Source organism: Cupriavidus sp. MEYA8 (assembly GCF_059278825.1).
The window spans coordinates 1449228-1461880 of record NZ_CM181221.1 but is presented as its reverse complement, the minus strand read 5'-3'; the positions used below and the strand labels follow the sequence as shown (position 1 = coordinate 1461880).

16 protein-coding genes are annotated in these 12653 nt (G+C 68.4%); 5 read left to right on the top strand and 11 right to left on the bottom strand.

The annotated features are described in order from the left end of the window. Window positions 1–3: 3 nt before the first annotated feature. From AC5WJ1_RS06775 to AC5WJ1_RS06765, 3 genes are all read right to left on the bottom strand, one after another. Complete coding sequence (locus AC5WJ1_RS06775; RefSeq protein ID WP_494476437.1) at window positions 4–564, bottom strand: DUF4136 domain-containing protein; 561 nt, start codon at window positions 562–564, stop codon at window positions 4–6. Window positions 565–666: 102 nt separating this feature from the next. Beyond that, on the bottom strand, window positions 667–1077 hold the full coding sequence (locus AC5WJ1_RS06770) for a DoxX family protein (RefSeq protein WP_133096916.1): 411 nt from the start codon (window positions 1075–1077) through the stop codon (window positions 667–669). A gap of 219 nt (window positions 1078–1296) precedes the next feature. Continuing rightward, entirely contained in the window at window positions 1297–2244 is a 948-nt protein-coding gene (locus AC5WJ1_RS06765; protein WP_133096915.1) for a LysR family transcriptional regulator, read from the bottom strand. A 118-nt stretch (window positions 2245–2362) separates the two neighbouring features. Here AC5WJ1_RS06765 and AC5WJ1_RS06760 point away from each other — a divergent pair, with 118 nt between their 5' ends. Both AC5WJ1_RS06760 and egtB read left to right on the top strand, forming a co-directional pair. Then, a complete protein-coding gene (locus AC5WJ1_RS06760) occupies window positions 2363–2983 on the top strand; it encodes an FMN-dependent NADH-azoreductase (RefSeq protein WP_494476436.1) in 621 nt (206 codons plus the stop codon). A gap of 206 nt (window positions 2984–3189) precedes the next feature. Continuing rightward, a complete protein-coding gene (gene egtB, locus AC5WJ1_RS06755) occupies window positions 3190–4479 on the top strand; it encodes an ergothioneine biosynthesis protein EgtB (RefSeq protein ID WP_133096913.1) in 1290 nt (429 codons plus the stop codon). Window positions 4480–4505: 26 nt separating this feature from the next. Here egtB and AC5WJ1_RS06750 read toward each other — a convergent pair whose 3' ends face one another. From AC5WJ1_RS06750 to mltG, 8 genes are all read right to left on the bottom strand, one after another. Then, complete coding sequence (locus AC5WJ1_RS06750) at window positions 4506–4913, bottom strand: YkvA family protein (protein WP_135705076.1); 408 nt, start codon at window positions 4911–4913, stop codon at window positions 4506–4508. 13 nt (window positions 4914–4926) lie between these two features. Beyond that, a complete protein-coding gene (locus AC5WJ1_RS06745; protein WP_494476435.1) occupies window positions 4927–5685 on the bottom strand; it encodes an ankyrin repeat domain-containing protein in 759 nt (252 codons plus the stop codon). Beyond that, on the bottom strand, window positions 5678–6472 hold the full coding sequence (locus AC5WJ1_RS06740) for a TatD family hydrolase (RefSeq protein WP_494476434.1): 795 nt from the start codon (window positions 6470–6472) through the stop codon (window positions 5678–5680). Before AC5WJ1_RS06740 ends, AC5WJ1_RS06745 begins: the two co-directional genes overlap by 8 nt. A 24-nt stretch (window positions 6473–6496) precedes the next feature. Next, window positions 6497–7021, bottom strand: coding sequence for a GNAT family N-acetyltransferase (locus AC5WJ1_RS06735; RefSeq protein WP_494476433.1), 525 nt, complete (start codon window positions 7019–7021; stop codon window positions 6497–6499). A 37-nt stretch (window positions 7022–7058) separates the two neighbouring features. Further along, window positions 7059–7463 (bottom strand): PilZ domain-containing protein, encoded by a 405-nt coding sequence (locus AC5WJ1_RS06730; RefSeq protein ID WP_135705072.1) that lies wholly within the window; start codon window positions 7461–7463, stop codon window positions 7059–7061. Between the two features lie 98 nt (window positions 7464–7561). Further along, on the bottom strand, window positions 7562–8575 hold the full coding sequence (locus AC5WJ1_RS06725) for a DNA polymerase III subunit delta' (RefSeq protein WP_135705071.1): 1014 nt from the start codon (window positions 8573–8575) through the stop codon (window positions 7562–7564). A 28-nt stretch (window positions 8576–8603) separates the two neighbouring features. Continuing rightward, a complete protein-coding gene (gene tmk / locus AC5WJ1_RS06720) occupies window positions 8604–9215 on the bottom strand; it encodes a dTMP kinase (RefSeq protein WP_133096906.1) in 612 nt (203 codons plus the stop codon). 7 nt (window positions 9216–9222) lie between these two features. Further along, a complete protein-coding gene (mltG, locus tag AC5WJ1_RS06715) occupies window positions 9223–10218 on the bottom strand; it encodes an endolytic transglycosylase MltG (RefSeq protein WP_195431385.1) in 996 nt (331 codons plus the stop codon). A 182-nt stretch (window positions 10219–10400) separates the two neighbouring features. Between mltG and ygfZ the strand changes: the two genes are divergently transcribed. The 3 genes from ygfZ to AC5WJ1_RS06700 all read left to right on the top strand — a co-directional run bounded on the left by ygfZ (window position 10401) and on the right by AC5WJ1_RS06700 (window position 12638). Beyond that, the gene (gene ygfZ, locus AC5WJ1_RS06710) at window positions 10401–11417 is read left to right on the top strand and encodes a CAF17-like 4Fe-4S cluster assembly/insertion protein YgfZ (protein WP_494476432.1); all 1017 of its coding nucleotides are present in this window, start codon (window positions 10401–10403) and stop codon (window positions 11415–11417) included. Window positions 11418–11440: 23 nt separating this feature from the next. Continuing rightward, window positions 11441–11731: a DUF4936 family protein gene (locus AC5WJ1_RS06705; protein WP_029048215.1), complete on the top strand. Its 291-nt coding sequence runs from the start codon at window positions 11441–11443 to the stop codon at window positions 11729–11731. A gap of 79 nt (window positions 11732–11810) precedes the next feature. Further along, entirely contained in the window at window positions 11811–12638 is an 828-nt protein-coding gene (locus AC5WJ1_RS06700) for an NRDE family protein (protein WP_133096903.1), read from the top strand. The last annotated feature ends 15 nt before the right edge of the window (window positions 12639–12653 follow it).

The following is a 12653-nucleotide window of genomic DNA, read 5'->3' as shown; positions in this document are numbered from 1 at the left end:
GGGCTATTGCCCCGCGCGGAACGGGTACTTCGCAAAGATCTGCCCCACGACCTTGTCGATGCGCTGCTGCGCATCGGCCTTGTCGCCGGTATCGACGCTGCCCACCGCCACGCCTTCCCACACCAGCTTCTTCTGGCGGGCATCGACCAGGTCGATATTGAGCGTGCCTTCGGTGTAGGTATAGACGTCGTTGTAGAAGCCGTAGCCGGGCCACGGCGCATAGAGGCCGCCGCGATAGCCGTAATAGCCCATCATCGGCGCCGGGCTGACCTGGACCTTTTCCTGCAACCGCGTGTTGAAGTTGACCAGCAGGTCCGGGGACTGCTGCGCGTAGCGGTAGCCGCGCGCGGTCATCTCGCGCTGTACCGCGCCCTTCAGGTACTGGGTGGTCAGGCTCTCGTATCCCTGTCGGTCGGTGCCCGGATGCTCGACGAAGCCGAAGCTGCGGTAGGCGCTGAAGTCGGCCGAGCGATTGTAGTCGGTCTTGATGTCGGGCGCGCTGGCGCAGCCCGCCACGGTCAGCGCCACCGCCACCAGCGGAAAGGACAACCGGAAGGATTTCACGATACGTCTCCAGAGGCCACGGTCACGCGTTCACCCGGCACCCCTGCCCATCCGCGCGGCGCCGGAACGCCACGGTGCCGCGCGGCGCCAGACCCGCGGAAGCTAGTTGAGCTTCCCGTTGATGCCGCCCACGCTGAACCTGCCGGCGCCCAGCAACGCCACCGCCAGCGCCGCCCCCAGGAACATGCCCTGCAGCTCCAGCGCCCAGCCGCCGGTCTTGGATAGCGCGCCGAATTCGGCGCTGTGCACCAGGAACAGCGCAAACAGCATGTTGATGGCGACGATGATCGCCGCCAGCCGGCTCCACAACCCGATGATCAGCAGGATCGGCGCCACCAGCTCGCCGATATAGACACCATAGGCAACCCAGGCCGGCAACCCCGCATCCGCGACCACCTTCGACACGAAACCGATGCCGGATGCGCCGGTCACCTTGGCGATGCCGTGCATCAGGATCAGCACGCCAAGCACGATGCGCAACAGCGCCTTGCCCAAATCCTGAGAGCCACCCATGGCCATTCTCCTTGCCGAGTTTTTTGGGAACGGTCCGGCTTCCATGCGCCTTTACCCTCACGCGCAGGTGCCGCCCCTGTACCTTAGTGCGAGCCGGCGTGAAGGTAAAGCCGCAATTGCCAGACTTGCCCGTGGCGCGCCGATGACCCGCGCGGCCGAGATCCGTGCGACGTCCGCCCTCTCGCCGATCACACCACACGCTCCCGGACGGGGCGCGCGCTAGACCACCCTGTGCATGGCCGGCTGCCTCGGTTCAACCATGCCGACCTTGCGCGCGCACTCGGGCAGGATCTCGCCCAGGAAATCGAGAAAGCGCCGGGTCGCCGGCGTGACGCCCTTGCGCGACGGGAACACCGCGTGCAGCGTGCCGACCGGCATCTCATACTGGGGCAGCAGCAGTTCAAGCTGGCCGCTGTCGATGGCATCGCGGCAGTACATGCGCGGCAGCATGGCCACGCCCACGCCGGCGATCGCGGCCTCGCGCAGCAGCGCGAATTCATCGGTGACCAGGCGTGGGTCGTAGGCGATCTGGATGGTCTCGCCGGGCTGGCAGCGCAGCATCCAGACATGCTTGCCGTCATGCGGGTGCTGGCCCACGCCGGGCATGCCGTCGAGCGCCTGCGGCGTGCGCGGCCGGCCGATGCTGTCGAGCAGCGCGGGGCTGGCCACCAGCATCAGCTGGCTCTCGCCGAAGGTGCGCACGGCCAGGCTCGAGTCTTCCATCACCTCGCGCACACGCAGCGCCAGGTCGAAGCCCTCGGCGATCACGTCGACACGCCGGTTGGTCGCCTCCAGCTCGATCCGCACCGCCGGGTTGGCCCGCATGAAATGCCCGATGGCCGGCGCCAGCAGGATCTGCGCTATCGCCACCGGGCAGCTGACGCGCAGCGTGCCGCCAGGCTGCTCGCGCGCCTGCTCGATCACTTCGCGCGCGGCCTGGGCTTCGTTGAGCATGGCCCGGCAGCGTTCGTAGAACGACTCGCCAAGCGGCGTCACGCGCACCTGCCGTGTGGTCCGGCGCAGCAGCTGCACGCCCAGGTCGCGCTCCAGCTGGGCGATGCGCCGGCTCAGGCGCGACTTGGGGACGCCGGTGGCGCGGCTGGCCGCCGAAAAGCTGCCGTGTTCCACCACCTGCGCGAACAGGGACAGGTCGTTGAGGTCTTGCATGACGGTTTGGCTTGGCGTTGCATCGATAGAACAATCATTTGCATTTTGCCTCACTACCGATACCAATGGCCAGCCAGTATCTTTCCTCCATCGCAACCGCCCCTTCGTGGAGAAAGACATGAACATCCTGCAGATCGATTCCAGCGTCCTCGGCGACAACTCCGTTTCCCGCAACCTGACCGCCAGCGTGGTGGCCGACCTGGTCGCGGTCAACCCTGAAGCCAAGGTCACCGTGCGCGACCTGGACCGGGATGGCCCGGCGCACCTGTCGGGCAACCTGCTGCCGGTTCTGGGCGGTCCCAAGGATGGCCTGAACGCCGTGCAGCAAGCCGAACTGGAGCGCACCGAGCAGTTCCTGGCCGAATTCCTCGCCGCCGACGTGCTGGTGCTGGGCGTGCCGCAGTACAACTTCGGCATCCCGAGCCAGCTCAAGGCCTGGATCGACCGCATCGCACAGGCTGGCCGCACCTTCAAGTACACCGAGAACGGCCCGGTCGGCCTGGCCGGCGGCAAGCGCGTGATCGTGGTGTCGTCGCGCGGCGGCGTGCGCCAGGATGCAAATTCGCTGGACCTGCACGAAGTCACCGTCGACGTGGTGCTGCGCTTCCTCGGCATCACCGACATTACCTACGTGCGCGCCCACGGCCTGGCCATGGGTCCGGAGTTCCGCGAAGCCGGCCTGGCCAACGCCCGCACCGAAGTCGCGGCGCTGAACGACGCCACCCGGCTGGCCGCCTGAACGGCTTGCTGGAATGGCTGACTGAAGCCAGCGGGCAGCCGCGCGCCGTGTAGGACGACGCCTGCTCGCCCCGGCAACGGATCGGGTCTATGATGGGTTGGGGCGCTACGGCGCCCCGCGTGCCATTGGCGGCACGCTGGCGCAGCCAGCAAGGACGCGCCCGCCGGCCGCCTGCAGTCATCGATCGATCCATTCCGGGAGCCCGCATGACTTCAGCCCTGTTGCCCGCCGCCGCCCTCCATCCTCCGCACGAACCCGCCCTGCTTTCGCAGTATCGCCACGTCCGCGCCAGCACCGAGACGCTGGTGGCCGACCTGTCCGATGCCGATGCCACCGTGCAGTCGATGGATGACGCCAGTCCGGCGAAATGGCACCTGGCGCACACCACCTGGTTCTTCGAGGAATTCGTGCTGGCCGCGCGCATCCCCGACTATGAGCCGGTGGACCCGGATTACCGCTACCTGTTCAACTCCTATTACGAGGCAGTCGGCCCGCGCTATCCGCGCCCGCAGCGCGGCCTGCTGACGCGCCCGTCGCTGGACGAGGTGCTGGCCTACCGCGAGGCCGTGGACGAGTCGATGATGGCGCTGCTCGGCAGCGCCCAGACCGACGCCGAGGCCGCGCTGATCATGCTCGGCCTGCAGCATGAGCAGCAGCACCAGGAACTGCTGCTGACCGACATCCTGCACCTGTTCGCGCAGAATCCGCTGCGGCCGGCCTTTGCGCCGGAACTGCCCGAGCCGGTGATTGCCGACCCGCGCCCGGCGCCCGACTGGATCGGCTTCGACGGCGGCGTGGTCGAGATCGGCCATGGCGGCGAGAGCTTTGCCTTTGACTGCGAGGCGCCGCGCCACAAGGTCTACCTGCAGCCGTTCACGCTGTGCTCGCACCCGGTCAGCAACCGCCAGTGGTTCGAGTTCATCGACGACGGCGGCTACCAGACCGCCGGCCTGTGGCTGTCCGACGGCTGGCGCTGGGTCGGCGAGCAAGGCATCCAGGCGCCGCTGTACTGGGAAGCGCGCGAAGGCACATGGTGGCAGATGACGCTGCGCGGCATGCATCCGGTCGATCCGGACAGCCCGGTCACCCATATCAGCTTCTACGAGGCCGACGCATTCGCGCGCTGGGCCGAGCGCCGGCTGCCGACCGAGGCGGAATGGGAGCACGCCGCGCGCAGCCTGCCGGCCACGGGGAATTTCGTCGAAGGCCGCGCGCTGCGGCCGCTGCCGGACCGGCAGAACACCTCGGGCGTGCTGCGCCAGATGTTCGGCGATGTGTGGGAATGGACCGGCAGCGCCTTCCTGCCCTACCCCGGCTTCCGCCCGAACGCCGGCGCGGTCGGCGAGTACAACGGCAAGTTCATGAGCAGCCAGATGGTGTTGCGCGGCGGGTCGTGCGTCACGCCCGAATCGCATATCCGGGCAACCTACCGCAACTTCTTCTACCCGCACCAGCGCTGGCAGTTCACGGGCGTGCGGCTGGCGGACGACGTCTAGAGGCTGTGCCCGCTGTCAGCGCGCTGTCAGCGCGGCGCCAGCCAGCGCCAGGCCAGCCACGCCAGCACGCCCCACAGCAGCACGATCACCACGGCGGCCGCGCGAATGCGCGGCCGTTGCGCATGGGTGGCCTGCCAGGCCTCGGCGCGGCCGCGGCATTCCTCGGTGACCGCGGGCGGAATCATCCGCAAGGCGAGCCAGATGCCCACCGGCACCAGCACGACATCGTCGAGGTAGCCCAGCACCGGGATGAAATCGGGAATCAGGTCGATCGGGCTGAAGGCATAGCCGACCACCAGCACCGCCAGCAGCCGCGCGCCCAGCGGCGTGCCGGAGTGGCGGCTGCAGAACCACAGTGTCAGCAGGCTGGCCTTGAGCCGCCGTGCCCACTGGCGCAGCCGGCCCGGTGCGGTCGGGGCGGGGGTTGCATCCATGCCGGGGCGCGCCTTACCAGCCCTTGGTCTGCGGCGCAGCCGGCGCGGTGGCGGGACGCTGGCCGCCCGGCGTCCCGGTGGGCGCCTTCAGCGGCGGCGCCGGCACGATCGGCGTCTGCGGATACATCTTCTGCCAGCGCGACTTCAGCCCGTTGGCGATCTCGGCCTGGTTGTAGCGCTCGGCAAAGTCGATCACGGTCATGCCCTGCTGGTTCTTCAGGCGCATGTCGGCGCCTTCGTCCAGCAGCAGCTTGACGGTCTCGATATGGCCCGCGCGCGCGGCCATCATCAGTGGCGTGGTGCCGTTGGGCGACTCGGCGTCGATATACGCGGCATGGTCGACCAGGTACTTGACCACGTTGTTGTGGCCATTGGTGGCGGCGTAGTGCAGCGGGGTCCAGCCGGTCTTGTTGATCTCGGCCTCCATCTCGTCGACCATCAGCTTGACCATGTCGAGCTGGCCCTGCAGCGCCGCCATCATCAGCGGGGTCTCCCCGGCGGGGTTGGCCTTGTCGAAATCGATGTCCTTGGCGCGGATCAGCACCGTTGCCACCTTGAGCGACTTCTCGCGCAGCGCCAGCACCAGCGCCGGGTTGCCGCGGCTGTCGACGATATTGGGATCGACGCCCTTGGCCAGCAGCTTCCTGACGGTATTGGCATCGTCGAACTCGACCGCCTTGCGCATGTCGTCGGCCGGCGCGGCCTGCGCCAGCGTGGCCGCCGCCAGCACCACGGCGCCGGCGGCACGGCGGACAAACTTCAGGTCAAACATGAGCATTCCCGTCGATGTGCTTGAATAGGTTGAAGAAGTTTTCCGTGGTCTGCTCAGCCACCTGCGCCACCGGCACCCCCCTCAGCTGCGCAATGAACTCGCCTACGTGGCGCACCCAGGCCGGCTCGTTGGTCTTGCCGCGGTATGGCACGGGTGCCAGGTAGGGTGAATCGGTCTCGATCAGCATGCGGTCGAGCGGCACCTTGCGCGCGGTCTCCTGCAGGTCGGCGGCGCTCTTGAAAGTGACGATGCCGGAAAACGAGATATGGAAGCCCTGGTCCAGCGCCTGCCGGGCGACGTCCCAGGTCTCGGTAAAGCAGTGCATCACGCCACCCGCTTCGCCCGCGTTCTCTTCGCGCATCAGCCGCAGCGTGTCGTCGGCGGACGAACGGGTATGGATGATCAGCGGCTTGCCGGTCTGGCGCGCGGCACGGATATGGTTGCGGAAGCGTTCGCGCTGCCATTCCATGTCGGCGATGCTGCGGCCGTTGAGGCGGTAGTAGTCCAGCCCGGTCTCGCCGGTGCCGACCACGCGCGGGTGCGCCGACAGCTCGACCAGGCGCTCGACGGACGGGTCCTCCCCCTCTTCATAGTCGGGATGCACGCCGACCGAGGCATACAGGTTGGGATGCTGCTCGGCCAGCGCCAGCACGCGCGGGAAGTCCTCCAGCGTCACCGAGATGCACAGCGCATGCGTGACCTGGTTGGCGCGCATGTTTTCGAGCAGTTCGGGCAGGCGCGCGGCCAGCTCGGGGAAATCGATATGGCAATGGGAATCGACAAACATGGGAATTCTCTTGTCTTCGGCCGCTCAGGCCGACTGCCCGCCATCCACGCGGAGGCCGAGGATGATCAGGTCGCGCTCGACGCCGTCGAGCACGGCCACGCGCGGCAGGTCGCCCCAGCGGGTAAAGCCCATCGCGGCGAACAGGCCCAGGCTGGGGGCATTGTGCCCAAAGATGAAGCCGAGCAGCGTATTCACGCCGACCGCGGGCGCATGGTCGATGGCCCGCTGCAGCAAGTACCGGCCCAGCCCCTGGCCCCGGCGCTCGGCGTCCAGGTAGATCGAGACCTCGGCGGTGCCGCCATAGGCCGGGCGGCCATAGAAATCCGAGAAGCTCATCCAGCCGGCCATGCGGCCGTCGGCATCCTCGCACACCCATAGCGGGCGGCGTCCGGGCTGGTGGGCGTCGAACCAGGCCTGGCGCGAGTCCACGGTGACCGGCTCGGTGTCGGCGGTGACCATGCGCGACGGCACGGTGCTGTTATAGATCGCCACGATGCCCGGCAGGTCGCGGGGCTCGGCAATGCGCAGGGAAAAACGGGAAGAATTCATTAACTATCAATGGATTGCGAAGCAATCTTCGCAATCTTCATATGGTTTGCGTGGGGCGCCCGGATTCCAGCATCTTGCCCAGGATCTCCTCCACTGCGCGGCGCAGGTTGCGCCCGTTGTCGTCGTCGGGGAAGTGTACGCCGACGCCGGGGGTCTTCATCGGCGTGCCCGCCGGGGTGATCCAGGCCACCTGGCCCGCGATCTGGTACTTCTGCGGCCGGTCCAGCAGGGACAGCACCAGAAACACCTGCTCGCCCAGCCGGAACGGGCGGTTCGACGGCACGAAAATGCCGCCGCGCGCCAGGAATGGCATATAGGCCGCGTACAGCCCGGCCTGATCCTTGATCGACAACGACAGCACGTTGGGACGCGATGCCGCACCGCTGCCGGTCGGCGCGCCCAGCGGGGCGCCCGGCGGTGCCCCGGTGACTGCAGTGTTCATGGTTGACCCCCTGAATGACGATGCTGCTTGTTACTGCTTGTTGTTATGGTGTTGCCCCGAAACGGCACTGCGTAGCGGCACTGCGTAGGGGCGCTGCCTTATCGGAACAGCTGCCGGTACTCCAGGAATACTGCCTCCATCACCAGCCTTGCCGCCAGCGGATGGTTCTCGCTGCGGCGATGCGCGGTCAGCCGCGTCGCGTAGGCCTGCAGCCGGTGCGCGTCGGTGGCCCCGGCGCAGCGCGCCAGCGCGGCGCGCTCCTTGGGGAAGTAGCGCGGCGCGGTGCCGCCGGCGCCATCCAGCCGCAGCTTCAGCAGATCGTACGTCCAGCGCTGCAGGATGCCAAGCACGGCGGGCACCGGCAGCTTCTGCAGTTGTTCGGCGGCTGCAGAGGCGTCGAACGCGGCGCCCGCGCCCAGCTGGCTGACCAGCAGGCGTTGCAGCGGCTGCTCCTCGGCCTCGGCCGCGTGCAGCGCGGTCAGCGGCGAACCGCCGGCCTGCGCCAGCTGGGCCTCGGCATCGGCAACCCCCTGGCCCTGCAGCCACGCGAGCGCGGCCTCCGGCGTCGGGCGTTGGGCCGAGAACTGGCGGCAGCGCGACAGGATGGTCGGCAGGATACGGTCGAGCCGGTCGGTCACCAGCAGGAATACGGTCGACGGGGGCGGTTCCTCCAGCGTCTTCAGCAGCGCGTTGGCGCCCTCGGTCTGCAACGCATCGAGCGGATACACGACCACCACGCGCAGGCCTGCACGGTGCGTGCCGACGCCCACCGCCTCGATCAGCGCGCGCACCTGCTCCATGCGGATGATCTTGCTCGGCGCCTTTTTCTTGCCGCCTTCGTCGGTATCAGGCTCGGCCGAGGCATCCAGCGCCTCGGGGCGCACCACGGTGAAATCAGGGTGATTGCCCTGACTGAACCAGTGGCACGCGGAACACTGGCCGCAGGGCTGGCCGTCGGGCCGCGGCGCTTCGCAAAGCAGGCCTTGCGCGAAATGCAGCGCCAGGTCGCGCTTGCCGATGCCTTGCTGGCCATGGATCAGCAAGGCATGCGGGAGCCGTTCGCGCAGGATGCCGAGCCGTTGCCAGTCTTCCTTCTGCCAGGGATAGAGCATGTGAATCAGGGAGTATAGTGCCGTCAGATCAAAGGGTTGCGATAATCTGATCGAGTTCTTCTCGAATTGCGTCGATGCTGCGCGTGGCGTCGATCACGCGGAAGCGCCCCGGTGCCGCCGCGGCCCGGCGCAGGTATTCGTCGCGGGTGCGCTGGAAGAACGCACGCGATTCCGCCTCGAACTTGTCCGGCGCCCGGGCTCCGGCCAGCCGCTCGCTGGCGGTTTCCAGCGGCACGTCGAATAGCAGCGTCAGGTCCGGCTGCAGGCCGTCCTGCACCCAGTCTTCCAGCACTTCGAGCCGCTGCGTCGGCAGGCCCCTGCCCCCGCCCTGGTAGGCAAAGGTGGCATCCGTGAAGCGGTCGGAGATCACCCATTCGCCACGTGCCAGCGCGGGGTCGATGACCTCGGCGATATGCTCGCGGCGCGCCGCGAACATCAGCAGCGCCTCGGTCTCGAGGTGCATTTTCCGGTGCAGCAGCAGCTGGCGCAGGTCTTCGCCCAGCGGCGTGCCGCCCGGCTCGCGGGTGGTGACCACGGCGGGAATGCCGGCGCGCGCCCGCAGCCGTGCCGCCACCCAGTCGATATGGGTGCTCTTGCCGGCGCCGTCGATGCCTTCGAAAGTGATGAATTTTCCGCGCATGGAATGCCTATTTGCCGCGCTGGTACTTGTCGACCGCGCGGTTGTGTTCGGGTAGCGAGTTGGAGAAATGGCTGCTGCCGTCGCCGCGGGCGACGAAGTACAGCGCATCGGACGGCGCCGGTGCGGTGGCCGCCGCCAGCGAGGCCAGGCCCGGCAGCGCGATCGGCGTGGGCGGCAGGCCGGTGCGGGTGTACGTATTGTACGGGGTGTCGGCCTGCAGGTCGCGCTTGCGCAGGTCTCCGTCGAAGGCCTGGCCCAGGCCGTAGATCACGGTCGGGTCGGTCTGCAGCATCATGTTCTTGCGCAGCCGGTTGATGAACACCGCGGCGATCATCGGGCGCTCCGACGCCTGCCCGGTCTCCTTCTCCACGATCGACGCCATCACCAGCGCCTCGTACGGGGACTTGTACGGCAGGTCGGGCGCGCGTGCGTTCCAGGCTTCATTGAGCCGGCGCTGCATGGCGCGATAGGCGTGCTTGTACAGGTCGATATCGCTGCTGCCGCGCGCGAACAGGTAGGTGTCCGGGAAGAACAGCCCCTCGGGCGAGGCCTCGGCGGCGCCGATTGCCTTCATCAGCTGCGCGTCGGACATGTCGCGCGTATCGTGGCTCAGCGCCGGGCTGGCATCGACCGCCGCGCGCATCTTGCGGAACTCCCAGCCCTCGATCACGGTAACCACGTAGTGCGTGACTTCGCCGCGCACCAGCTTGCCCATCACCGACAGCGGCGTGGCGCCGGTCTCGAATTCATAGCCGCCGGCCTTCAGGTCGGGCCCGTGGCCGGTCAGGCGCACCAGCAGCGTGAACAGCCGCGGGTCCATGCCGACGCCGCCGCGCTGGATCTGGCGGCCGACGCTGGCTACGCCCGAATTGGGCTTGATCACCACTTCGACCGGCGAACGGTTCAGCGCCAGCGGGTGATTGGCCCACCACGCAAAGCCGCCGGCTGCCGCCAGCGCGAGTACCAGGAACGCCAGGCCCAGGCGAAGGAAAAAACGTTTCATGTATCAGGATCGGGGTGAGACTGCGGCGCATCGGCCGAAAATCTCGTAGCCCCATATAATAACCGGCAGCCTCGCACCGACCATGCGCGGCGGCTCCGGCGCCTCTTGCGCACCTGGCCGCGCGCGCCGCCACCGGTGCCTTTCCAACCCGATCTGTCTCGGACGATCGCCACGATTTCGCAATGCCAGTGATGAATGCCAAAGCCCCGGAACTCGCCGCCAGCCTCGAATCCTTGCAGGCAAGCGGAATCGTCTGTGCCCCCGCCGGGCTCGGACTGATCCGCGTGGCCGGCGACGATGCCGCCAGCTTCCTGCACACCCAGCTCACCAATGCGGTCGAGGACCTGACGCCGGGCTCCGCGCGCCTGGCCGGCTACTGTTCGCCCAAGGGTCGCCTGCTCGCCACCTTTCTGATGTGGCGCGATGCTGAAGGCATCGTGCTGCAGCTGTCCGCCGATATCCAGGCCGCGGTGCAGAAGCGGCTGTCGATGTTCGTGCTGCGCTCCAAGGCAAAACTGGCCGATATCACGCCCGCCAGCGCCATCGTCGGCGTCGCCGGTGCCGGTGCCGCCGATGCGTTGGCGGCCGCGAACCTGCCGGCGCCGGAAGCGGCCTTTGCCGTTGCCGAGGCCGACGGCGTTGCCGTGATCCGCCTGCCGGACGCCGCCGGGCAGCCGCGCTGGCACCTGTTGCTGCCCGCCGGGCGCGCCGAGGCCGTGCGCGCGGCGCTGGCCGGCAAGCTGCAGGACGCGCCGCCGGCGCTGTGGGACTGGCTGGAAGTGCAGTCCGGCCTGCCCCGCATCGTCGCCGCGACGCAGGAACAGTTCGTGCCGCAGATGATCAATTTCGAGCTGGTCGGCGGCGTGAATTTCCGCAAGGGCTGCTACCCGGGCCAGGAAATCGTCGCGCGCAGCCAGTACCGCGGCACGCTCAAGCGCCGCATGTGGCTGGTGCAGGGCGATGGCGAGGTGCCGGCGCCCGCGGCGGAGATCTACCGGCCGGAAGACCCCGGCCAGCCGTGCGGCATGATCGTCAACGCCGCGCCCGCGCCGCAGGGCGGCTGGGCCGGGCTGGCCGAGCTGAAGATCGACGCCGCCGGCAGCGCGCTGCGGCTGGGCAGCGCCGAAGGCCCTGCGCTGGCGACCGCCACCCTGCCCTACGACGTGCCGCTGGGCGAAGCGGCCCAGGCGGCGGGCTGACATTTCGGAACCGGGACCCTGCCATGAGCGACCACCTGTTCGTCTATTTCCGCGTGCCCGAGGCCGTTGCCGCCGAAGCGCTGCCGCTCTGGCACCGCTGGATGGAGACGGTTGCCGAGGCGACCGGAATTGGTGGTACGCTGATGCGCAGGCCCGAGACCCGAGCCGGCGTGCAGACCTGGATGGAATGCTACGCCGACGTGCCGCCCGCCTTCGATGTCACGCTGGCCGGCCTGTGGCGCCAGAGCGGGCTGGACCAGTGGGTGGACGGCGAGCGGCAGGCCGAACACTTTATCGACCTGGACGTGCTGTAGCGTCCCGGAACTGCAGAAACGCGAAGTACGCCGGAACGCCCGCGCGCCCAGCGTCCCCGGCGGCAAAGGAAGCCGAACGATGTGCCTGATCCTGGTTGCCTGGCAATCCCACCCGGACTATGCCCTGGTCGTTGCCGGCAACCGCGATGAATTCTATGTCCGCCCCGCGGCGGCCGTGCACTGGTGGCAGGATGCGCCTCAGGTGCTGGCTGGACGCGACCTGGCGGAAGTGATCGGCGAGCCCGGCACCTGGATGGGCGTCAACGCCGACGGGCGTTTTGCCGCGCTGACCAATTACCGCGCCCCTTCCGAGAAACGCACCGACGCGCGCTCGCGCGGCGAGCTGGTGGCCGGCTTCCTGCGCGGCCATGATGCGCCGTTCGATTATCTCGACGGGCTGGCCGGCGAGGATGGCTGCTACAACGGCTTCAACCTGCTTGCCTGCGACCTGCGCGAACTCTGGTGGTACAGCAACCGCTCGGCCACGCGCCAGCCGCAGAAGCTGCGCCCGGGACTGTACGGGTTGTCCAATGCACTGCTCGACACCCCCTGGCCCAAGGTGCGCAGCCGCGTGGGCGCGCTTGCCGAGGTGCTGGCGGCCGACAGCGGGCGAGCCGATGCCAGCGCCGAGCCCTACCTGCAGATGCTGGCCGACGAGCGCCAGGCGGCGGATTTCGAGCTGCCCTCCACCGGCGTCGCGCCGGAGTGGGAGAAGCTGCTGTCATCGGCATTTATCCGCTCGGCGTCATACGGCACCCGCGCCAGCACGGTGCTGCGCGTGCGGCACGATGGCCGCTTCGACCTGAGCGAACGCAGCTTCGACGCCAGTGGCCGCATCGGCGAGGTGTCCTACCACGGCAAGCTGAACCTGCCGCGCGATACGGGCATCGTGCAGGCGCCGCGGTAATGGCGGCAGCGGGCG

Bases quoted from the DNA above. Each gene is read 5' to 3' on its own strand.
- AC5WJ1_RS06770 (WP_133096916.1), bottom strand. From the start codon at position 1,077: ATGGGTGGCTCTCAGGATTTGGGCAAGGCGCTGTTGCGCATCGTGCTT.
- AC5WJ1_RS06765 (WP_133096915.1), bottom strand. From the start codon at position 2,244: ATGCAAGACCTCAACGACCTGTCCCTGTTCGCGCAGGTGGTGGAACAC.
- AC5WJ1_RS06760 (WP_494476436.1), top strand. From the start codon at position 2,363: ATGAACATCCTGCAGATCGATTCCAGCGTCCTCGGCGACAACTCCGTT.
- egtB (WP_133096913.1), top strand. From the start codon at position 3,190: ATGACTTCAGCCCTGTTGCCCGCCGCCGCCCTCCATCCTCCGCACGAA.
- AC5WJ1_RS06750 (WP_135705076.1), bottom strand. From the start codon at position 4,913: ATGGATGCAACCCCCGCCCCGACCGCACCGGGCCGGCTGCGCCAGTGG.
- AC5WJ1_RS06745 (WP_494476435.1), bottom strand. From the start codon at position 5,685: ATGTTTGACCTGAAGTTTGTCCGCCGTGCCGCCGGCGCCGTGGTGCTG.
- AC5WJ1_RS06740 (WP_494476434.1), bottom strand. From the start codon at position 6,472: ATGTTTGTCGATTCCCATTGCCATATCGATTTCCCCGAGCTGGCCGCG.
- AC5WJ1_RS06735 (WP_494476433.1), bottom strand. From the start codon at position 7,021: ATGAATTCTTCCCGTTTTTCCCTGCGCATTGCCGAGCCCCGCGACCTG.
- AC5WJ1_RS06730 (WP_135705072.1), bottom strand. From the start codon at position 7,463: ATGAACACTGCAGTCACCGGGGCACCGCCGGGCGCCCCGCTGGGCGCG.
- AC5WJ1_RS06725 (WP_135705071.1), bottom strand. From the start codon at position 8,575: ATGCTCTATCCCTGGCAGAAGGAAGACTGGCAACGGCTCGGCATCCTG.
- tmk (WP_133096906.1), bottom strand. From the start codon at position 9,215: ATGCGCGGAAAATTCATCACTTTCGAAGGCATCGACGGCGCCGGCAAG.
- mltG (WP_195431385.1), bottom strand. From the start codon at position 10,218: ATGAAACGTTTTTTCCTTCGCCTGGGCCTGGCGTTCCTGGTACTCGCG.
- ygfZ (WP_494476432.1), top strand. From the start codon at position 10,401: ATGCCAGTGATGAATGCCAAAGCCCCGGAACTCGCCGCCAGCCTCGAA.
- AC5WJ1_RS06705 (WP_029048215.1), top strand. From the start codon at position 11,441: ATGAGCGACCACCTGTTCGTCTATTTCCGCGTGCCCGAGGCCGTTGCC.
- AC5WJ1_RS06700 (WP_133096903.1), top strand. From the start codon at position 11,811: ATGTGCCTGATCCTGGTTGCCTGGCAATCCCACCCGGACTATGCCCTG.